The 20,286-nt window shown below is 73.9% G+C and carries 21 protein-coding genes and 1 pseudogene; 7 read left to right on the top strand and 15 right to left on the bottom strand.

Annotated features, from left to right (window positions below; genetic code table 11):
• Positions 1-97 precede the first annotated feature (97 nt).
• Genes OF117_RS21635 through OF117_RS21620 form a run of 4 tightly spaced genes read right to left on the bottom strand, consistent with a single transcriptional unit; the run spans position 98 to position 4,189 of the window.
• On the bottom strand, positions 98-1,714 hold the full coding sequence (locus OF117_RS21635) for a GMC oxidoreductase (RefSeq protein WP_263554928.1): 1,617 nt from the start codon (positions 1,712-1,714) through the stop codon (positions 98-100).
• Positions 1,715-1,732: 18 nt separating this feature from the next.
• A complete protein-coding gene (locus tag OF117_RS21630) occupies positions 1,733-2,668 on the bottom strand; it encodes a cyclase family protein (protein WP_263554927.1) in 936 nt (311 codons plus the stop codon).
• A gap of 31 nt (positions 2,669-2,699) precedes the next feature.
• Positions 2,700-3,521 carry a glucose 1-dehydrogenase gene (locus OF117_RS21625; protein ID WP_263554926.1) on the bottom strand — a complete coding sequence of 274 codons (822 nt, stop codon included), beginning with the start codon at positions 3,519-3,521 and terminating at the stop codon, positions 2,700-2,702.
• The gene (locus OF117_RS21620) at positions 3,518-4,189 is read right to left on the bottom strand and encodes a hypothetical protein (protein WP_263554925.1); all 672 of its coding nucleotides are present in this window, start codon (positions 4,187-4,189) and stop codon (positions 3,518-3,520) included. Before OF117_RS21620 ends, OF117_RS21625 begins: the two co-directional genes overlap by 4 nt.
• 221 nt (positions 4,190-4,410) lie before the next feature.
• Here OF117_RS21620 and OF117_RS21615 point away from each other — a divergent pair, with 221 nt between their 5' ends.
• On the top strand, positions 4,411-6,699 hold the full coding sequence (locus tag OF117_RS21615) for a LuxR family transcriptional regulator (RefSeq protein ID WP_263554924.1): 2,289 nt from the start codon (positions 4,411-4,413) through the stop codon (positions 6,697-6,699).
• A gap of 54 nt (positions 6,700-6,753) precedes the next feature.
• On the opposite strand, the gene OF117_RS21610 is transcribed toward OF117_RS21615, so the two are convergent.
• Together OF117_RS21610 and OF117_RS21605 are read right to left on the bottom strand one after the other, a co-directional pair.
• Positions 6,754-7,491, bottom strand: coding sequence for an SDR family NAD(P)-dependent oxidoreductase (locus OF117_RS21610; RefSeq protein ID WP_263554923.1), 738 nt, complete (start codon positions 7,489-7,491; stop codon positions 6,754-6,756).
• 58 nt (positions 7,492-7,549) lie between these two features.
• On the bottom strand, positions 7,550-8,266 hold the full coding sequence (locus OF117_RS21605) for an RNA polymerase sigma factor (protein WP_263554922.1): 717 nt from the start codon (positions 8,264-8,266) through the stop codon (positions 7,550-7,552).
• 135 nt (positions 8,267-8,401) lie between these two features.
• Here OF117_RS21605 and OF117_RS21600 point away from each other — a divergent pair, with 135 nt between their 5' ends.
• A complete protein-coding gene (locus OF117_RS21600) occupies positions 8,402-8,653 on the top strand; it encodes a hypothetical protein (RefSeq protein ID WP_263554921.1) in 252 nt (83 codons plus the stop codon).
• Here OF117_RS21600 and OF117_RS21595 read toward each other — a convergent pair.
• The 3 genes from OF117_RS21595 to OF117_RS22320 form a co-directional block, all read right to left on the bottom strand.
• Positions 8,631-8,876, bottom strand: coding sequence for a hypothetical protein (locus OF117_RS21595; RefSeq protein WP_263554920.1), 246 nt, complete (start codon positions 8,874-8,876; stop codon positions 8,631-8,633). The two genes, OF117_RS21600 and OF117_RS21595, sit on opposite strands and share 23 nt — an antisense overlap.
• An 88-nt stretch (positions 8,877-8,964) precedes the next feature.
• Complete coding sequence (locus OF117_RS21590) at positions 8,965-9,468, bottom strand: ISAs1 family transposase (protein ID WP_411969475.1); 504 nt, start codon at positions 9,466-9,468, stop codon at positions 8,965-8,967.
• A 64-nt stretch (positions 9,469-9,532) separates the two neighbouring features.
• The gene (locus OF117_RS22320; RefSeq protein WP_411969474.1) at positions 9,533-9,871 is read right to left on the bottom strand and encodes a transposase family protein; all 339 of its coding nucleotides are present in this window, start codon (positions 9,869-9,871) and stop codon (positions 9,533-9,535) included.
• A gap of 461 nt (positions 9,872-10,332) precedes the next feature.
• On the opposite strand from OF117_RS22320, the gene OF117_RS21585 reads away from it, so the two are divergent.
• The gene (locus OF117_RS21585; protein ID WP_263554919.1) at positions 10,333-11,061 is read left to right on the top strand and encodes a hypothetical protein; all 729 of its coding nucleotides are present in this window, start codon (positions 10,333-10,335) and stop codon (positions 11,059-11,061) included.
• A gap of 305 nt (positions 11,062-11,366) precedes the next feature.
• On the opposite strand, the pseudogene OF117_RS21580 reads toward OF117_RS21585, so the two are convergent.
• From OF117_RS21580 to OF117_RS21555, 6 genes and pseudogenes are all read right to left on the bottom strand, one after another.
• Positions 11,367-11,654 (bottom strand): annotated as a pseudogene (locus tag OF117_RS21580) (transposase); the annotation flags it as partial.
• Between the two features lie 276 nt (positions 11,655-11,930).
• The gene (locus OF117_RS21575; RefSeq protein WP_263554918.1) at positions 11,931-12,542 is read right to left on the bottom strand and encodes a YetF domain-containing protein; all 612 of its coding nucleotides are present in this window, start codon (positions 12,540-12,542) and stop codon (positions 11,931-11,933) included.
• Positions 12,543-12,565: 23 nt separating this feature from the next.
• Positions 12,566-13,111 (bottom strand): peroxiredoxin family protein, encoded by a 546-nt coding sequence (locus OF117_RS21570; RefSeq protein ID WP_263554917.1) that lies wholly within the window; start codon positions 13,109-13,111, stop codon positions 12,566-12,568.
• Positions 13,108-14,718: an SMP-30/gluconolactonase/LRE family protein gene (locus OF117_RS21565; protein WP_263554916.1), complete on the bottom strand. Its 1,611-nt coding sequence runs from the start codon at positions 14,716-14,718 to the stop codon at positions 13,108-13,110. The genes OF117_RS21570 and OF117_RS21565 overlap by 4 nt, the downstream gene beginning before the upstream one ends.
• A gap of 2 nt (positions 14,719-14,720) precedes the next feature.
• Positions 14,721-15,923 (bottom strand): heme-binding protein, encoded by a 1,203-nt coding sequence (locus OF117_RS21560; RefSeq protein WP_263554915.1) that lies wholly within the window; start codon positions 15,921-15,923, stop codon positions 14,721-14,723.
• Between the two features lie 5 nt (positions 15,924-15,928).
• Complete coding sequence (locus OF117_RS21555) at positions 15,929-16,891, bottom strand: SMP-30/gluconolactonase/LRE family protein (RefSeq protein ID WP_263554914.1); 963 nt, start codon at positions 16,889-16,891, stop codon at positions 15,929-15,931.
• Positions 16,892-17,204: 313 nt separating this feature from the next.
• On the opposite strand from OF117_RS21555, the gene OF117_RS21550 reads away from it, so the two are divergent.
• From OF117_RS21550 to OF117_RS21535, 4 genes are all read left to right on the top strand, one after another.
• A complete protein-coding gene (locus tag OF117_RS21550; protein ID WP_263554913.1) occupies positions 17,205-17,453 on the top strand; it encodes a hypothetical protein in 249 nt (82 codons plus the stop codon).
• 256 nt (positions 17,454-17,709) lie between these two features.
• Entirely contained in the window at positions 17,710-18,195 is a 486-nt protein-coding gene (locus OF117_RS21545; RefSeq protein ID WP_263554912.1) for a DM13 domain-containing protein, read from the top strand.
• Positions 18,196-18,215: 20 nt separating this feature from the next.
• Positions 18,216-19,169 (top strand): PP2C family protein-serine/threonine phosphatase, encoded by a 954-nt coding sequence (locus OF117_RS21540; protein WP_263554911.1) that lies wholly within the window; start codon positions 18,216-18,218, stop codon positions 19,167-19,169.
• On the top strand, positions 19,166-20,128 hold the full coding sequence (locus OF117_RS21535; protein WP_263554910.1) for an alpha/beta fold hydrolase: 963 nt from the start codon (positions 19,166-19,168) through the stop codon (positions 20,126-20,128). Before OF117_RS21540 ends, OF117_RS21535 begins: the two co-directional genes overlap by 4 nt.
• The last annotated feature ends 158 nt before the right edge of the window (positions 20,129-20,286 follow it).

The following is a 20,286-nucleotide window of genomic DNA, read 5'->3' as shown; positions in this document are numbered from 1 at the left end:
CCGAGCCGGCCGTCGCGGGCCGACGGCGCACGTTCACGTGCTGCCGGGGCCTGATCGGCCCCCGGCAGCACGGAGTCGGTTCTTCGGATGGGGAGGGTCAGCCGACCGGGCCGCCGACCAGGTCCGGCCGCCTCGGCGCGGGCAGATCGGTGGCCGCGGCCGCGGTCCGGACGCCGAGCCGGTCGGCGATCACGTCGGCCACCCGCAGGGCGTTGGCGATGATGGTCAGGGTCGGGTTCACCGCCGTGCTGGAGACGAAGAAGCTGGCGTCGGCGACGTAGAGGTTGTCGACCTCGTGCATCCGGCAGTCCAGGTCGAGCGGCGCCGTGGCCGGGTCCGGGCCGAACCGGACGGTGCCGTTCTGGTGCGCGACGCCGCCGATGCCGAGCTGGCCCCCGGCGTACTGCCGGTTCTCGTACACGTCCTGCTCGCAGCGGAGGCCGTCGAGCAGACCTTGCAGCCGCATTCGCAGGCGGCTGACCTCGGCGGCGTTGGTGCGGGTGTAGTGCAGCACGATCGAGCCGTCCGGGCCGAGCGTGACCCGGTTCTCGTCGAGCGGTAGGTCCTCGGTCGTGAGCCAGAAGTCGATGGAGTGCCGGGCGAGGTCGGCCGGGTCCCGCGCGTCGGGGACGTCGAAGCCGATGAGGACGGCGTCGCTCTTGCCGTTCATCTGGATCGAGCCGACCGGGTACTCCCAGTCCGGGTCGAAGGGGTCGGACCAGTAGAAGTCGTTGACCCCGATCGTCTTCTGGAAACGCGTCGGGTTGGGGGTCTTGGAGAACGCGACCAGCCCCGAGTTGTTGTGCAGCATCAGGTGGCGGCCGACGTGGCCGGAGCCGTTGCCCAGGCCGGCCGGGTGGCGCTCGTCCGCCGACGCGAGCAGCAGGGCGGCGGAGTTGATCGCGCCGGCCGCCAGGACGACAACGTCGGCGGTGTACTCCTCGCGCACGCCGTCCCGGTCGACGACGACGCGGGACACGCTGCGCCCGGAGGGATCGGTCTCCAGGCGGACGACGCGGGCCCGGGTGCGCAGGGTGACGTCGGGGTGCCGCAGCGCGGGCTCCACCGTCATGACCTGCGCGTCGGCCTTGCCGTTGACCAGGCAGGGGAACCCGTCGCAGGTCGCGCAGCGGATGCAGGCCGACAGGTGGGGCCGGGCCTCGTCGAGCAGGATGCCGTTCGGCAGGGAGAACGGGTGCAGGCCCGCGGCCGTCAGGTCGGCGCGCAGCTGCGCGATCCGCGGTTCGTCGCTGATCGCCGGCCACGGGTAGGGACCGGTCGCCGGCGGCTCGTCGGGGTCCTCACCCCGCGTGCCGTGCACCTGGTACAGCTGCTCGGCGCGGTCGTAGTACGGCGCGAGGTCCGCGTAGGAGATCGGCCAGGCGGGGGAGACGCCGTCCACGTGCCGGACGGCGCCGAAGTCGCGCTCCCGGAAGCGGTAGAGGATCGCGCCGTAGAACTTGGTGTTGCCCCCGACGTAGTAGTGCTGCTTGGGCGAGAACTGCCGGCCGTCGGCGCCGTCGGTCCACTTCCCGCTGTTGTGGTAGCGCTTGTCGGCCCACAGCGCCTGCGGGTCCCAGTTCTGGATCTCCCGGGGGAGCCAGTCACCCCGTTCCAGCAGCAGGATCTTCTTCCCCGTGGGCGCCAGGGCCCAGGTGACGGCCCCGCCGCCGGCTCCGGAGCCGATGACGATGACGTCGGCGTGCTCGGTCATGTGCCTCTCCTCGCGCTGTCAGGTGATCGCGAGCGGCGTCACCCACGAGCCCGTGGCGCCGCGCAGCTTGGCGTGGCTGACGACGAGCAGGAACTCGTGCAGCCCGGCGGCGGCGGCCTCGGCCAGCCGCAGGTTCTCCAGCACGACGACGCCGTGCCGGACGTTGAGCGTCTGCGGGACGACGAACGGCTCGTCGGGGTCCTCGGGTGGCACCGGCCCGTAGCTCCACGTGTCGCAGCCGGTCAGGGCCACGCGGTGCCCGGCCAGCCAGTCGGCCAGGTCGCGACCGGGCCCGGGCTCGCCCGCGGAGTAGCGGTCGTCGTCCACGCCCCACCACCGGCCCCAGCCGGTGTGGAACAGCACCGCGTCACCGGGGCGAAGCGCCCGGCCCACCAGGGCGGCCTCGGCGTCGGCGACCCTGACGACGTCGCCCGGCTCCAGCCGGTCGACCCCGCGCACCGCGGCGACGTCGAGCAGCAGGCCGCGGGTGACGATCTGCGGCAGGGTCTCGACGCCGAGCCGGTTGGTGCCCCAGTCCTCGGCGATGTCGGCCAGCCGGTGGCCGTTGTAGGTGCGGTCGCCGGCCTGGAGGTGGTTGAGCGCGTCCAGGTGGGTGCCCATCTGCTGGGTGGCGGTGATCTGCTCGACCACCCAGTTGACCGCGTTGCGGCCCCAGCCCTCCGGGCCGCCGTCCGGCCGACGGCGGTTGACGAAGTGGGAGTTCGTCGTCAGGTACGACCGGAACGTGCGGCCCGGGAACGCCGGGACGTCGGCGTGCAGCACGTGCGCGAGGTCGAACACGCGGCCGCTGCGCACCAGCGAGACCGCGGCCAGCACCCCTGCCGGGGTGATCTCGTTGAGTGCGCCGGCCTGGTCGTCCGGGCCCCAACGGGACGGGAACCAGCCGGCCGTCCGCTCCGCGACGGATGGCCGGTCGGTGCGGACGCCGGTCACGGCCGGCGGCCCTCGTGGCGGACCATCCCGGTCACTCCGACGACCAGGTGGTCTCGAACGACGGGTAGAGGGTGAGCCCGCCGTCGACGAACAGGGTCTGCCCGGTGATGTAGGCGGCCTCGTCGGAGCAGAGGAAGGCGGTGACGGCGGCCATCTCCTCCGCGTCGCCGGCCCGGCGCATGGGGATGTGGCTCTCGACCATCCGCCGCTTGACGGGGTCGTCGATCCACGAGCGGTTGATCGGGGTGACCGTCGCGCCGGGCCCGATGCCGTTGGCGCGGATGCCGCGGGCGGCGTACTCCAGGGCCAGCGAGCGGGTGAGGTTCTGCATGCCGCCCTTGGACACCGAGTAGCCCACGAACCGAGGCTTGGGGATCTCCTGGTGCACGCTGGAGACGTTCACGATCACACCCGGCGCGGACCCGGCCAGCCAGTGCCGGATCGCCTGCTGCGCGCACAGGAAGGCGCCGCGGAGGTTGACGGCGAGGACCCGGTCGAAGTCGGCGACCGCGAGCTGGTCGGTGTCGGCGGCGACCTGGATGCCGGCGTTGTTCACCAGGTAGTCGATGCGCCCGTACTCCTCCAGCACCTGGGCGAACATGGCCGCGACCTGGTCCTCCTGCGACACGTCGGCGGCGACCAGCACCGGCCGGGTGCCGGCGGCCGACATCTCCTTCATGCAGATCTGCACGCCGTGCTCGATGGCCTCCCGGGTCGCCTCGGCGCCCTCCGGGCGGCCGACGTAGTTGATGGCGACGTCGACGCCCTCCTGGCCCAGCCGGATGGCGATCGCCTGGCCGATGCCCGAGCTCCCACCCGTGACCAGCGCCTTCTTGCCGCGCAGACCCTTCACGTCCTGCTCCCCTCGAGGCGGTCGCGTCCGGAGTGGAAGAAGGAGAGGGCGTCGTCGACCGAGCGGACGCGGTCTGCGGTCAGGGCGGCGCCGAAGGGGGCGTTCCAGAAGTCGTCGCGGGTCGGGGGACCGTCGTGCGGGCCCACGTAGAGGTAGGGGTCGGGCAGCGCCGCGTCGCCGGGCGAGCAGCCGTAGTTGACGCCGTCCACGGTGACCCCGACGTCGAAGTGCTCGGGCCAGAGCACCGGGTCCTGAGGTGCGCCGAGGTCGTCGGCCAGGCGGCGCAGCGCGTCGTCCCCGAGGGCGAACCAGTCCGCGAGCGTGCGGGCCGCGGCGGGGTCCACCTGCAGCGGGGCGTCGGGATCGGCGCCGGTGGCGGGGGCGTAGCTGCCGCTCAGGCCGGGCTCCACGCCGGCGAAGCGGGCGGCGTCGCCCACCGTGGTCAGCCGCTGGGACCGGGTCGAGCCGGCGCGGATCACCTGCAGCTCGTCGCCCACGACGGCGAGCTGCCGGTCACCCACCCCTACCGCGGTGGCGAAGCCGCCCGGACGGGGCCGGAGGCGGATGGTGCCGGCGGCGGCGAACTGACCCGCGGCGAGGACGTGCTCGGCCACCCGGTGCCAGCTCGTCCGCGTGGCCACGAGCGCCTGCGGTTCGGCCATCGTCATGCCCCGTGGTCCCGCTGCCCGACCGTTGCGTTACATCGGGCACCGCGTCGCGCCGGGAAACCCGGCTGGCGTTCCCGGCCGGCGTTCCCGGCGGCGTCGCGCCGGGGATCCGTCTCCGCCGCCGAAGAGCCCTACCGCAGCCGGCCGCCCGCCTGCCAGGCTGGTGCCCGACCCGACGGAGGCGTCCGCAGCGGCGTGCGCGGGAGGAGCGGGACAGGCCCATGAGGCTCTCGTCGGTGGCGGAGACGCCCGCGTCCCGGACGCGGGGCGGCCGGGTGCTGCTCGCGGTGCCGCGCGGAGCCGCCGCCGACGGTCCCGTGATCGCCACCAAGCTCTTCGTCCCCGCGCTGGGGACGCGCGCGATCGAGCGGCCGCGGCTCTACAGCAGGCTCGCCCGGGCGCTGGACGCGCGGCTGACCGTGGTGGTGGCCCCGGCCGGCTGGGGGAAGAGCACGCTGGTCGCCCAGTGGCTGCGGGACGCCGGCGTCCCGAGCGGCTGGGTCTCGCTGGACGCCGCCGACGACGACGTGACGCGCTTCTGGCGCTACCTCCTCCTGGCCGTCCAGCAGGCCGACGCCCGCATCGGCTCGACGGCGCTGCGCCAGCTGGACGCGGCCGGGACCGACGTGGAGCGCGACGTCCTCCCCGTGCTCGTCAACGAGCTCGCCGACGCCGGGGGCGATCTGCTGCTGGTCCTGGACGACTACCACCTCGTGCGCAGCCCGCCGGTGCACCGGTCGATGGCCGCCCTGCTCGACCACGCGCCGAGCGCGCTGCACCTGGTCGTCACCTCCCGGACGGATCCGCCACTGTCGCTGAGCCGGCTGCGCGTGGCCGGCCACCTGGTCGAGGTCCGCGCCGAGCAGCTGCGCTTCACGGCCGAGGAGGCCGCCCGCCTGCTGCACCGTGCCGCGGTGCCCGAGCTCTCGGCCGGGGAGGTGGCGCGGCTGGTCGACCGGACGGAGGGGTGGGCCGCCGGGCTGCAGCTCGCGGCCCTGCGCCTGGCCGACCGCCCGGACCGGCAGTCCCGCGTCGACTTCATCGACCGGTTCACGGGCGCCGACCGGCACGTCGTCGACTACGTCGGCGAGGAGGTGCTCGACTCGCTGCCCTCGCCGCTGCGCCGGTTCCTCCTGGAGACGTCGGTGCTGCCGCGGCTGTGCGCGCCCCTGGCGGACGCGGTGACCGGCCGCGACGACGCCGTCCGGCACCTCGACGACATCCAGCGCGCCGGGCTGTTCCTCACCCCCCTCGACGACGAGGGCACCTGGTTCCGCTACCACCAGCTGTTCCGCGACCTTCTGCGGTACGAGCTGGACCGCGCCGGGCTCGCGACGCCGGCCGCGCTCCACCGGCGGGCCGCCGAATGGTTCCGCGACCACGGCGAGGTCGGTGAGGCGATCGGGCACGCCCTCGCCTCCGGGGACTTCCGTCTCGCCGGTGAGCTGATCGGCCAGGGGTGGCGGTCCCAGTTCAACCTCGGCCACCTGCAGACGGTGCAGGGCTGGCTGGACGCCCTGCCGCCGGCGCAGGTCGCCGCCGACGCCCGGCTCACGGTCGCCCGGGTCTGGCTGCACATGGACCGCGGGCGGCTCGCCGAGGCCGGTGCGGCGCTCGCCGCCGCCGAACGCGCTGCAGCCGACGACGCGCACGTCGGGGTGCTCAGGGCCCTGCACGCCTTCAAGACCGGCGACGTGCCTGGGGCCGCGGAGCAGCTCGGTGCCGTGCCCGGCCGACCAGCCGATCCCTTCCTCGTCACCGTGCAGCACCTGGTCGGCGGTGTCTGCGCGCTCTGGCTCGGCGACCTGGGGCGGGCGGCCGAGCGGCTGCGCCGGGCGGCCGGCCAGGCCGAGGACACCGACAACCGGCTGGCCCAGATCTACGCCCTCGGCGCCCAGGCGCTGGTGGCGGTCCTGGCCGGCGACCTGCGGTCGGCGGAGGCGGTGCTCGGCCAGGCCGACGCCGTCGTGGCGGACGCGCTCGTCGACGCCCACTTCGTGGCCATGTTCCCGTCCCTCGCCGCGGCGCGGCTGGCCCTGCAGCGGGGTCGGTGGGAGGACGCCGTCGTCCACGCCGGTGCGGCCGCCGAGCTCGCCGGCCGGGGCGCCGGACGGGTGGAGCAGGCGGCCGCGTTCGTCACCGCGGCCGAGGCGGCCCGCCGCGCCGGGCGGGACACGGGGCAGGACGCCGCGCGCTGGCTCGGCGCGGCCGCCGCGGTGCTCCGCGACTGCGCCGATCCGGGGCCGACCGTCCGGGACTGGGTGGGCCGCGAGCAGCGCACGCAGCGGGCGGTCCGTCCGGCGGCCGGGGAGGTGGTGGAGCGGCTGACCGAGCGCGAGCTCGCCATCCTCTCGCTGCTCCCGACGACCCTGTCGCAGCGGGAGATGGCCGGCTCGCTGTTCGTCAGCCCCAACACGATGAAGACGCACCTGCGGGCGATCTACCGCAAGCTGGGCGCGGAGTCCCGCGACGACGCGGTGCTGCGCGCCCGGTCGCTCGGCCTGCTGTGACGACCCGTCCGGGTGTCGGACGTCCTCCGTCCAGGACCCGCGGCTCCCGCGCCGTCACCCGGCGAGCCATCCGCCGTCGGCGACCAGGATGGCGCCGGTGATGTAGCTGGCCCCCGGCGAGCAGAGCCACACCGCTGCCGCGGCGATCTCCTCCGGTTCGGCGATCCGGGACAGCGGGACGCGCTGCAGCAGCTCGGCGCTGACCGCCGAGGTCATCGCCGTCCTGGTGACACCCGGCGCCACGGCGTTGACCCGGATGCCGGCCCCGGCCAGCTCGACGGCGGCGGCCCGGGTCAGCCCGTTCACCCCGTGCTTGGCGGCGACGTACGCGCCGTTGTCCGGCATCGCCGCGTCCCCGAGCATGGAGGACGTGTTCACGATGGCGCCCCTGCCCTGACGGCGCATGTGCGCGATCTCCGCGCGCATGCAGTGCCACACGCCGAGCAGGTCGACCTGCAGGACCCGCAGGAACTCGTCGGGCGGGTACTCGTCCAGGGGCACGAAGGGGCCCGCCACGCCCGCGTTGTTGTGCGCGGCGTCCAGCCTGCCGAACCGCTCCACGGTGTCCCGCACGGCGCGCGCCACGGCGTCGACGTCGGCGACGTCGGCGACGATTACCTCCGCCGCGGAACCCGAGGCGCGGACCAGCTCGGCGGTCGCGGCGAGGCCCTCGCCGTCGACGTCGAGGAGCGCGACCGAGGCACCGGCGCGGGCGAACGCCACCGCGCTGGACCGGCCGATCCCGGACGCCGCCCCGGTCACCAGCACGGCCTGTCCCGCCAGGTCCTCCATGGGCGCTCCCGGGCTCGTCGAGGCGTCCCCCGTGGCGGTCGTCAGGATGGACCACGCATCAGCCGCGGTAGTAGTCCTCGAGCAGCGCCCGGAGTGCGGCACGCCCGCGGTGCAGCAGGACGCGCTGGTTGCCCGGTGACAGCTGCAGCGCCGCGCAGGTCTCCTCGGCGGACATGCCGTGCACGTCGCGCATCTGGACGACGATGCGCTGCCGTTCGGGCAGCTCGGCCAGGGCCCGGCCCAGCAGCCCGCCGACCTCCCGGTCGAGCAGCCGGCGCTCGGGCTGCTCCCAGGGCCGTGGCGCGCCGGTCGAGGTCCAGTGCCCGGGGTACGCGCCGTCCGGGCCCTGGAACCGGGACGGGTCGACCGTCGGTCCGTCCGGTTCGCCGCCCGTCGGGTCGGCGGAGCACTCGACGCGCGCATCCCGCGACCAGCGGCTCTTCGCCCGGTTGATCAGGATGGAGAACACCCAGCTGCGCACGGAGGAACGCCCCTCGAACCGTGCGATCCCGCTGAGGACCCCCAGCCAGGCGTCCTGGACCACGTCCTCCGCCGCCTGCCGGTCGTGGACGTAGCGGCGGGCCACGGAGAGCATCACGGGCGACCACGCGTCGACGACCGCGGCGAAGGCGGCGGTGTCGCCGGCGCGGAGCCGGGCGAGCAGTTCGGCGTCCGACGTCGCGGCGGCGAGGGAGCGCGCGGGATCACGGTCGCGGAAGTCCTCGTCGGCGGTGCCCTCGTCCAGGAGCAGCGCCTGGTCGGTGAGCGAAGGCATGATCCCTCCCCGGGCCGGCTGGTGGTCAGCCTCCTGCAGCCCGGAGGCGGCGACCTCCCCCCACCGGCGATCTCACCCGGGTGAGATGCGGGCGCCGCGGATGTCTCCTCCGTCGCCCCGGGGCACCCTGGCAGCATGGCCGAGCGGTTCTACCGGATCACTGTCGGCGGTGTGCTCACCGACCGCCTCGCCGCGGCCTTCGAGCCGTTGCGCCTCGCCGGCGTCGAGGAGGGACGGACCGCCCTGTCCGGGGTGTGCACCGACTCCGCCGCGCTCTACGGCGTGCTGGACCGCATCCGCGATCTGGGCCTGGAACTGCTGGAGGTGGAGTCGTCCGACGTCGTGCCGCAGACCTTGTGCCGGGTCAGGCAACCTTCGCCCTGGTGATGGCTGAGGCGCGCTTGGTCACCTTCCGGAGCTTGGGATCCGTGGTGTGCCGGCTTCGCCAGGCGATGTAGCGGCGGATCATGCTGGCCTGCTCACGGTGGGTCTGGTGGTCGGTGCCGTCGACGGTGGAGTAGCGCAGCGCGGTGAACTGCGGCTCGATGCGGTTGAGCCAGGAGCCGTGAACGGGGTGTAGGCGATCTCGACGTTGTTTGCCGCCGCCCATCGGCCGACCCGGTCATCGCGGCCGGTGGACAGGCAGGGCTCGTGCATTGTCGTGCATGTCCTGCTCGGGGTGCCGGTCGAGGCACCCGTCAGGCTGTGGTGAGGGCGTCGAGGACGTCGGCTGGTCGGTAGCTGAAGGTGCGGTGAGCGGCGGCGATGTTGGTCTCGCCGCGCAGCCGGATGATGTTGATCGCGGTGTTGCGCAGGGCTGCCATGACCTGTGGTCCGTGGCCGGTGCGGACGCGATAGTTGTCCTCACCCTCGGTGACATCGCGGACCCAGTGCAGGCAGTTCTCGATCGTCCAGTGCGAGCGAATCCAGCCGGCCAGCAGCCGCGGGTCGGCGTCGCGGTGGCTCAGGGAGGTGATCGCGTAGACGATCTTCACCGACGGCTTCGCCTGGCCGGCGCGGCGGCGCCGGCGCACGACCTTGATGGCCCGGGCGCCGTGCGGGAACAGCCGGGCCTCCGGCGTGCCGTCCAGGTCGATGACCTTGATCGAGCGGGAGTCGGTTCGGCCGAGGCCGACGGTCCGCGGGCGCCGCGCAACGTCTTGCCGTCGACGGCCAGCACGATCCGGTCCTCGCCGCGGGATCGCGCCTGGTTGGCGTGCTCGCGGCGGCAGCGGTGGCCCGCCCGGCGGGCGGTGACCCAGCTGGTCAGCGCCGGCTGCAGGGCGGTCGGGTCGACCGCGGCGAGTACCCGGCCGAACGTGGTCGCGTGCGGCGCCGAGCGCAGACGGCCAGCGTCTGCTCGGCCTGCGCCGCCCACGGGGCGATTGCCGCATACGAGCGGGCGCCGGCCAGCACGGCGCCGACCGCGAGCAACAGCACCGATCGCAGACTGTGACGACGGCCCCGGGCCTTACGTGGATCGGGCACGGCCGACAGCGCCTGCAGCAGGCTGATCGACTCGGCCGCGTCCAACGGAGCGGGCGGCCGGCCGGCCTCGATGACCGCGTCGAGCAGGACGGACGGGGAAGATGAAGGCGCGGGCACGGGCCTCTCGCCGGTGGTCGATGGCTTCAGACACCTTCAGGTCACCACACTGACCGGGCGAAGGTTCGCAGCCGCGGCACGGGTAGTACCGCGACCGCCGACATCCGCTCCGCCGATGCGGCGCGGGGCAGCCGTCTCGGATCGTCCCTAAGCGGCCACTCAGGGCGAGCTCGCGGGGAGAGCGTCTTAAGATCGATGTCTCCACGACGAGGGGGACCAGCCTTGGTCAGAGCCGGTGTGCCGACCGGCGATAGGGTTCTTCGTAGACCAGGGCGCTTGACGAACCTGTGTCAGCAGTGAGGGCCATGAGAAGCGAAGCCCGTCAGCAGCGCCCGCTCTCGTCGCCCGTGGTCGCCGGGCGGCGGGAACGACGGGGTGAACGGACGCCCCACACGCCCGACCCGGGAGAGCAACGGGAAAGGGGTCTTTCCCGACGCGATCTCTTCGCCGCTGGGATCGGCGTGGCAGCCGGTGTCGTGACGACCGGCGTGACGACCTTCGCCCTCGAGCGCGTAGGCCCCGCGATAGCCTCTTCCGACCTGGAGGTCTTCCCCGAGATCTTCTGGTCACCGCAGGGTGGATGGACCTTCTACGCCGGTGAACCCCTCGACCTGTCCGACCAACCGGACAGCTTCGCGGGTCCGGACGGCGAGTTCACCGGTCCGGCGATCGACTGGCTCGTCACCCGCGGATGCGTCGTCGCGTCGCCGCTCGTGGTGAACCTCCACCTGTCCCGCCCGGGGAATGCAGCCGCGGTCGTTCGAAACGTTCGACTCGTCAACCACCGGCGCGCCGCAGCCCTCTCCGGCGCAAGCTATTCGACGGACAGTGCCGGGGGCAACGCCAACACCGTTCTCGCCGTCGACTTGGAGGCGAGCCCGCCGTATCCGGTCGAGTCCGACTTCTCCGAACTGTTCCTCGGAGGTGACCTAAGCGGTCGACCGCCTGCCTTTTCGACCATGACTTTCTCGGTCGAACCGCATCTCACCGAGACCCTCACGATCGGCTTCGTGACGCAGAAGGGCTTGCACAGCTTCCAATTGGCGGTGGACTACTTCGTCGAGGGACGTGATCACCGCGTCATTGTTCCCGCGGCTGCGGATCTGCTCCGGGTCACCCAGCACACCGACGCCCGGGAGGACTACGAGATCCCCTGGATCGACCAGGTCTACCGGTTCGTCCGAACCTGACCGCCGCGACCAACAGCGGACCTTCACGTCTAGCGCCCGCGCGATCCTGCGAGCACTCCTTACTTGGACCGGATCTCTCGCGGTCATGATCATGTTGCCCGTCGTCGGGTTCTTATTCCGCGTGGGCGTGAGACTGGCATGAGGGTGTGACGGTTCGCCCGAGGTCGCTCTGGCGGGCGCCGGGTTCCATGGGGCCGGCCTCCTCGGGTCGTCGGGTCAGGACGTGCAGCAGTCAGCCGGTGTCGACCGGTGGGGCCGCGGTCAGCTTCGCCAGGTGTCGAGCGGGTCCAGGACGAGTTGGGTAAAGGGGCGGTGGAGGCCAGGTGCAGCAGGCGGCGGCCGCTGACCGCCAGTCGGCCGGCGATCGAGAGCAGTCGCAGGCGCAGCCGCTTGGGCTCCCACCGGCGGGCCGGATGCTCGGTGAGCGCGAGGGTCTGCATCCGGGCGACCAGGTCGGCGGTGAGCGCGACGACGGCGCACTAGATCTGGTTCTGCGCGAAGTCGTGCAGCGGCAGGTTGGCCAGGCCGGTGTCCTTCGCGCAGCGGATCCGGTCCTCGGCGCGGGCCCGGCGGCGGTGGCGCAACTCGAGGTCGGCCTAGTGACCTCTGATCATTTTCGGCCAGCAAGTGCAGCACGACGAGCGGGCGGGGCGTTACGCGCCCTGCTACGACTGAGCGATCGTGCGCTCGGACGGTCGAAAGGCAGTGGCACGTCGGTTGCGGGTCACCGTCGCGATCATCCGCCCCAAGTCTGTCGCGCATGACCGGCTGTCAGTCGCCAGCCACGCGAGCAGCGGGCCGCCTCGGAGGGCGGACCCTGCCGCTATAGCCGCCTTCAGGGCGAACGATGCCGGACGCGGCGCCGACGGTCACCCGGCGGGAGCGGGGCCCCGTGGCTGCGGGGTGACGCGCCGGCCGACCCCCGGGCCGAGGTCCTCGACCAGCTGCTGGATGGCGTCGAGCCGCCGGTGGACGTCGTCGATGTCCGCCCGGGTCGCCGACATCCGCGTCGGTTTCAGCCAGACGACGATGCTGCCGCCGGGACTCAGGCTGGCCTCGGCGACGTCACCGGCACCGTCGGCGCCCTGCGCCCGCAACGCGGCCTCGACGTCCGCCCGCCGCAGCCCTTCCCGCCGGAGGAACCGGTCGAGGAACCGGCCGTCCCTGATCAGCGGGACGTCCTCGCCCTCGAACAGGCGGACCGCCCGTTCGGAGCGGGCGACCACCCGGACGACCACCGCGTTGGTGGCGAGGAGCACCGCGGCCGCCAGCAGCCCGCCGGTCACGCTGACGTCCGGCCCGACCAGCGCGTCCTGGACGACGGTGGAGAGCAGCAGCACGACGACGAGGTCGAACGAGTTCAGCTGGGCGAGGTTCCGCTTGCCCGCGACCCGCAGCAGGAGGGCCAGCGCGGCGTAGACGACGATCGTGCGGAGGATCTTCTCGTCCGCGGGCACCCCGAGGGTCCAGACGTCCGACATGGCAGCCCCGGACGCCCGGGTGCTCAGGCGGCCCGGGCCCGGCGCCAGGCCGCGCGCGCCTCGTCGGTCGTGGGGTCGAAGTCCGCCTTGGTCCGCCGGAACAGGTCCCGCAGGTCCTGCCACAGCTGGTCGGCGGACGGCCGCCCCCAGAACCAGTACCCGCAGTAGACGCGCTCGACGACCAGACCCGGCGCCAGCACCAGCGTGTGCGGCACGGTCGCCGCGTGGTGCGGGTCGGTGTACTCGTCGATCTGCAGGGTGCGCTGGACCTCCAGGTCGCCGTCGGACAGGAAGGTCCACCACGCGCCGGTGGCGATCTTCATCTTGTGCGTGTCGTGCAGGTCGTTGGGCAGCACGGTCACCAGGGTCGTGAAGGCCACCGGGACGACCTCCTGGAGCTTGAGCAGCTCCCGGTGGTGCGCCCGCTCCCGGGGGCAGTGCTCGCCGCGGCCGAGTTGCAGCACCATGGCGTCGGAGCCCTGCAACTGCGACAACCGCCACCTCGTCCCGTTCTCGTCCGGCAGCTCGAAGTCCGGCAGCACCGCCCCGACGTCCAGCCCCTTGCTCATCGGTCCTCCTCCACGACGACCCGGACGCCCGCAACCTTCGTGCGGACGCGGTAGATGCTGGTGAGCGCTGTGATGTAGAGGCCGCGGCCGTCCGCGTCGCCCCAGGCGAGGTTGTGCGGGCTCTCGGGCAGGTGCAGCGTGCCCAGGTGCCGGCCGTCGGCGGTCAGGATCCAGATCCCGGACGGCCCGCACACGTACAAGTTCCCGTCCCGGTCGACCTTGATGCCGTCGACCGCGTCCTCGCCGTCCGCGCCGGTCATGTCGAAGAGGACCCGGCCGCCGGACAGCGAGCCGTCCGCCGCCACGTCGTACCGCACGACCACCTTGTGGGCCGGGTCCCAGTCGCCGACGTACAGGTGCCGCTCGTCCGGTGACAGGGCGATCCCGTTCGGCCCGGACAACCCGTCCGCGGCGAGGCGCACGACCCCGTCCCGGACCGCGAAGACACCGCTGAACGGCAGTTCCTTCTTCGGGTCGTCGGAGCCGCCCGGCAGCCCGAACGGCGGATCGGTGAAGAACAGGGTGCCGTCCGAGCGGTACACGAGGTCGTTCGGGCTGTTCAGCTGCTTGCCCTGGTACCGGTCGGCCAGCACGGTCGTGTCGCCGTGCGGCTCCACCCGCAGCACGCGCCGGTTGCCGTGCTGGCAGATGGTCAGCCGCCCCTGCGGGTCGAGGGCCAGACCGTTCGAGCCTGGCTGGGCGAAGCGGCCGATGTCGGTGCCGGCGTAGCCGGCGTGCGAGCGGAACACCGTCACCGCGCCCCGCGCGGTCCACCGGTAGATCGTGTTGGTGTTCGGCGAGCTGAACAGCAGGGCGCCGTCGGCCGTCCAGACCGGCCCCTCGGTGAACTCGAACCCTCCGGCGACCCGCTCGAGCGGGGTCCCCGGCTCCAGGACGGCGTCCAGGCCGGTGTCCGCCCGGGTGACCCGGAGCTCGACCGGCTCCGTCCGCCGGGCCTGGTCCGGGCGGTAGATGTCCAGCGTGGCACCGCGCAGCCAGATGTAGTTGCGAGGGGACGCGGAGATGGGGCCGTTGCCGCCGAAGACGGCGATCCGGAACGTCCGTCCCGGCCGGGCGTCGTCGGTGAGCAGGACCCGGTTGGGTGCGTTGAAGCCCGCCACCACCTGACCGCCGACGTCGCCGAGGGCGACCGGCAGCCGGCCGTCGACCCACACCTCGGCGTAGTCGTCGACGACGACCTCGAGGACGACGGTGCACCCGGTCGGGTCGAGATCCCCGACGCGCTCGGGCAGCGTCACGCTCAGCCGGTACCAGTTGAAGCAGACCCTTCCGCCGGCCAGGCGCAGCTGGGTGTCGCGGGGCGACAGCACCCGCCAGTCCGAGTCGTCGAAGTCGGCCGCCTCGGCGTGCGGCAGCACGTCGAAGGTCCGGTTCGGCACGTCGCCGGGTCCGAGGGGATCGGCCGGCGAGCCGACCTCGACGAAGTCGATCTCCTCGACCCGGGCGTCGCTGTACCGCCAGGTCGCCCCGACCAGCGCGGCGCCCTCGTCGGTCTGCAGGTCGACCACCGCGGTCGGGGCGCCGGGCAGCAGCTGCGACGGCGTCGGGAGGTTCCCGGCCGGCCGGGGCGCCGTGACCGCTCCCATCGCTACGCCACCACCTTCGTGACGAAGTACAGGAAGGGATCGGAGACGTCGACGAACTGGTGCGGCACGCCGGCCGGGACCACCAGCACGTCGCCCTCGCCGAGCTCGTAGGCTGTGCCGCCGTCGATGGACTCGGCGCGCAGCTCGCCCGGGGCGACCTCCCGCGCGGCGTGCAGGGTGCCGCCCGTGACCACCGCGGCCCGGCCCCGCACCACCCGCATGACGTCGACGACGGCGGCGTGGTACTCGGCCGCGCCCGGGCCGGTGCGCCGACCCGCGTCGACCTTGTAGCCCTCGGCGTCGACCAGGAGCCCGCCCAGCCGGAACCGCTCCTCGACCTCCCGGGCGGGGACGTGGACGGCGTCCCGATCGCTGGCGCCCGAGGCCGCCCGCCGACCGGCGTCGGCACCGATCTCGGCCAGCTCCTGGTCCTCGTCGGCCGAGGACGCACCGCTCACGCCGACCGCGCCGACGACGTGACCGTCCACCTCGATCGGAATGCCGCCCTGCAGCGGCACGGCGCCGGCCAAGTGCAGGGCCGACGGCCGGCCACCCGAGGCCTGCAGCTCGAAGTCCCGGCTGGGCCGTCGGTAGATCGCCGCGGTGCGCGCCTTGTCCGTGGCCACGCCGACGCTGGCCACCTGCGCCGCGTCGGGCCGCCAGACGTACACGAGGTCACCGCCGGCGTCGACCGCTGCGGCGACCGGTGCCACACCGCGGGCCGCGGCCGCAGCGGCGACGGCCTGGACCGCCACCTGCGCGGCGGCGTAGCCCAGCGCCGGCACCTCCCGGGTGCTGAACTGCGCGGCCGCGCCGGCCAGGGAGACCGCCTCGTCCTCGTCCGGGGTCTCGCCGCTGGTCCCGATCGCGCCGACCACCTGGCCGTCGACCGCCAGGGGTACACCGCCCGTCAGCGCCCGCGCGCCGTGCAGCGCCAGCGCGCCCAGCCGCCCGTCGGTCACCTGCCGCTCGATCTCCCGGCTGGGGCGGACGAAGATCGCGGCAGTGCGCGCCTTGTCGATCGCCACCTGGTCGCTGGCCACCTGGCTGCCCTCGGTCCGCCGCAGGGCGAGCAACCGCCCCGAGGCGTCGACGATCGCGATGACCACCCGGTGGCCGTGCTCGGTGGCGTGCTTCTCCGCGGCCCCGAGGACCGCGTCCACGCCGCCGCCGTCGAGGACCTTCCGCGTGCGGACCGCGGTCATGGCGGTCACGCTCCTCTCGTGTTCAGCACGGCCACCCAGACGGCCGTGTCGGCAGTGATGAACAAGCGGTCGCGGTCGCGACCGCCGAAGGTGAGGTTCACCGCCCCGCCGGGGACGGCGATGCGGCCGAGCAGCGCCCCGTCGGGGGTCAGCACCCGGATCCCGTCGGCGCTGCAGACGTAGAGCCGGCCGTCCTCGTCGACGGCGAGCCCGTCCGGGGTGCCCGCGGTCGTCACGTCCACGACCCGGCGGGAGCCCAGGGCGTCGCCGCCGACGACGTCGTGGGCGTAGACGTGGTGCGGTCGGTCGGGGGAGTGGTCGTCCGGCGCGTGGACCGCCCCGCTGTCGGCGACGTACAGCACCGTCCCGTCGGGGGAGAAGACCAGCCCGTTGGGCTTGTCGAAGTCGTCCGCGACCATCCGCAGCCGGCCGGTGGCCGGGTCGAACCGGTACAGGGCGTCGGGCAGCTCGGGGGCCGGGCGGAAGCCCTGCAGGTGCCCGTACGACGGGTCGGTGAACCAGATCGTGCCGTCGCGGCGCACGACGACGTCGTTGGGTGAGTTCAACGGCCGGGAGCCGCAGGTGTCGACCACCGTCGTCGTGGCCCCGGTGACCGGGTCCAGCCGCGACAGCCGGGCCGGGGACTCGAGCCCTCCCTGTTCGCACACCAGGAGCGTCGTCCCCCAGCCGGTCATGCCGTTGGGCATGACGACGTCGCCGGGCACGACGGTGACGCGCTCGGGATCGAGGTCGGGGCCGTCGCCGTCCAGGGCGATCCGGACGACCTGCGCACGCGGTGGCCGGCCCCCTGGCACGGTCGTGACGTACAGGGCGTCCTCCGCCGGCAGGTACGTCGGACCCTCGTGCGCGTTCCAGCGGACCAGGCGGGACAGCGCGGGACGGGCGCCGGTCACCGCGGTGAACGCCGTGTCCGCCGCGATGAACGCATCCGTCGGGAGGACGTTCACCGCGCGCCCGACCGCAGGCGCATCGCCGGCGCACCGTGGCCGGTGCCGCTGCTCCCGAGACCTCCCACGACATCTCCTCACGTCGCCGTGCCCGCTCGCGCGGCGGGCTCCTGGACGGGCTGTCCCGGAGTGGCGGCGGACGTTTCACGGCCGCCGGCCCGCGTCCTGGAGCACCGCGGCGTCCGGGCGCGTAACACGAGCGGCACGAGGGGGACCGATGGGATGTGTGCACCGCGGTCCCGCGGGAGGTGGATCCACCGAGCGGGCTCCGGTCACCCATCGCCTGCCGGTCGAGGAGCCAGGAGTGAGGACCATGTCGAGCCGTACGTGCGAGCGATCCCGGCTCCTCGAACTGGCCCGCCGCGAGCAGGGGGCCGTCGAGGTGACGCTGTTCTGGGACCGGGGGACGGGCAGCGCGGTGGTCGTCGTCTGGAACTGGAGTTCCGGCGGCTGCCTCCAGGTGGACGTCGAGGGCGCTCGGGCCGGCTACGCCTACGCGCATCCTTACGCGTACGCCGCCGCACGCGGTGTCCCGGCGAGCGACATCGCGCGCGCCGCATGACCGCCGTCGGGCTCGCCGCTGGGTGCGTCGCGTCCCGGCCGGACGGCGGACCTCGGTCCGGGCGCCGTCCGCGCAGCCCGGAGGGACGGTCGAGCGGGACCGGTGGCGCGGCGGGGACTCCGGAGGGGGACAGGGCATGACCCGGACGACGGGGCCGCTCGACCGTGGCCGAGGACGTGCTGCCCGATCAGGGCCGTCCGACGCGCGCGTCAGGGTGCGGCGGAGGAGGGCCGTCCTGGCCGGCGCAGGCGTCCTGGTGGTCGTCGCCGCGGTGGTGCTGGTCTGGTTCCAGCCGCAGACGCTCTTGTACGACCGCCGGGTCGACGAGGGTGTGCCGACGGCCGCCCCGGGATCGGGATCGCCGGTCCCCGGTGGGGCCACCGCGGCGGCAGCACAGCCGGTGGAGATCGCCTCGGGCGGCTTCGTGTCCCGGGGGCACCGGACCGTGGGCAGCGCTCGGGTCCTCCGCCTGTCCGACGGTCGCGTGGTCGTCCGGTTCGAGGACTTCGCGACGTCCAACGGCCCCGCCCTGGTCGTCTGGCTGTCGGGGAACTCCGCGCAGGGTGAGGCCTCGGCCTTCGCGGCCGACCACGTCGACCTGGGGACGCTGAAGGGCAACGTCGGCGACCAGAACTACATCGTGCCCGGCGGTGTCGACACGACCGCCTTCACGAGCGTCGTCGTCTGGTGCGATCGCTTCGACGTCCCCTTCGGCGCTGCCGACCTCGGCCCGTCCACGTGACCGCCGTGGACAGGTGCCCGGTGGCGCCCACGATCGGTGATCGATCGCGACGTCCGACGACCGGAGGGCCGCTGCTCGTGTTCGACGCGGCGGTGCACACCGGCACCGGCCCGCGCCCGGAGAACCAGGACTCCGCGGTGGCCGGCCCGCGGCTGCTCGCCGTCGCCGACGGGGTCGGCGGCAGTGCGGGAGGCGGCACGGCGTCGGCCCTGGTGGCCGGCTGGCTGGCACCCCTGGACCGGGTGGCGCCCGGAGCGCGGCCGGGCCTGCCGCTGCTGCGCGAGGTGGTCGCCGGGGCCAACGCGCGCATCGCCGCCGCGCGGGACGCGTGGCCCCGTCTGAGGGCCATGGCCACGACCCTGGTGGCGGTGCTCGCCGAGGAGTCCGGCCTGGCGGTGGCGCACATCGGGGATTCCCGCCTCTACCTCCTGCGCGCGGGCCGGCTGGCCCAGGTGACGGTGGACCAGTCGTTCGTCCAGGCACTCGTGGACGGTGGCGGCATCACCGCCGCCGAGGCGGCGGTGCACCCACATCGGTCGCGGATCTACGCCGCGCTCCGAGGAGAGGCCGCCGATCTGGACCGGCTCCAGGTGACCGCTCTGGAGGCACGAGCGGGTGACCGCCTGCTGCTGTGCTCCGACGGCCTGTCGGACGTCGTCCCGGCGGACCGTCTGGAGCAGCTGCTCGCCGTCCCCGCGACCCCGGCCGGTACGGCCCACGACCTCGTCCGGGCGGCTCTGGACGGAGGGGCGTCGGACAACGTCACCGCCCTCGTGGCCGACGTGGTCGACGCCCGGTCACCGCGACCGTGCCGGTCGACGACCGTCGGGGCCGCATCGCAGCCCGCGGTCGAGGTCATCGAGTCGCTGGAAGCGGTCTGGCCCGGCTCCGGCCTCGGAGCGTCCCACCGGTGGGCCACGACGGACGGAGCCCGCTCCGGCGTGGTCGGGGGGACCAGGAGTTCCGCGGCGTGAGCGAGGTTGCGGTGTGGAGCGAGGATGGGCTGATGTCTGCGGAACACCACCCGGGCAGCCCCGCCGCGTCTGCGGAGCACCTCGTCCGGGTCGACGGTGGCTACGAGCTCTGGGTGCGCGAGAGCGGTGACCCCACGGGGAGCCCGGTGCTGCTCGTCATGGGTGCGGCCTCGGCCGGGGTCGTCTGGCCGGAGGCGCTGGTGGCGCGGCTGGGGCGCCGCCACCGCGTGGTCGTGTGGGACCACCGCGACACCGGCCGCTCGACCCGGGCGTTCGACGAGCGGCCCTACGCGCTGCGCGATCTGGCCGGCGATGCCGTTGCCGTGCTCGATGCCCTCGGCATCGACCGGGCGCACGCCGTGGGGATGTCGATGGGCGGCTACCTGGTGCAGCTGCTGCTGCTCGACCACCCTGCCCGTCTGCTCTCCGCGACGCTGTTCTGCACCGGCGCCCTGCCCGGGGCTCCCGGCGGAGGGGAGCTGCCCGGACCGTCGGAGGAGCTGCTCGCGCTGTGGGCGACCCTCGGCGAGCCGCGCGATGCGGCCGCCGAGCTCGAGTGGCGGGTGGAGCACTGGCGCGTGCTGAACGGTGGCCAGGTGTCCTTCGATGCCGCCGAGTTCCGAGAGCTGGAACAGCGGGTGATCTCCCACGGCGGGCCGCCGGATGCCAGTTCGGCCACCGCGCACGCCCGGGCGGGCACCGAGGGGCTCGAGCGCGGCGCCGAGCTCGCCGCGGTGACCACGCCGGTGCTCGTCGTCGAGGCGCCTGCCGACCCTGCCTACCCGCCGCCGAACGCCGAGTTCCTCCAGCGGGCGATCGGCTCCGCGCACCGGGTTCAGGTGCCGGGCATGGGGCACGCGCTGCCTAGTGCCGTGCTGGCTCCCCTCGGTGACGCGCTGGAGGCCCACCTCGATGCCGTCGACGCCAGCGAGGCCGCTGATCGCCAGCGAGGCCGCTGATCGCTGAGCCCGGCCGACGAACCGCTCCGCCACCGACGACCCGAACCCAGGGTCCCGTGGAGATCTGTTCGTGGTGAACGACGGTGGATCGGGTGAGCGCGTCGTGGGCGGTGTCGCTGTCAGCCGGCGTGCAGGTCGGGTGGTGCCTCTTCCTCGCG

It is taken from the genome of Geodermatophilus sp. YIM 151500, assembly GCF_025716945.1.
Classification (GTDB): domain Bacteria; phylum Actinomycetota; class Actinomycetes; order Mycobacteriales; family Geodermatophilaceae; genus YIM-151500.
The sequence above is the reverse complement of the archived record's forward strand: the minus strand, read 5'-3'. Positions and strand labels throughout refer to the sequence as shown.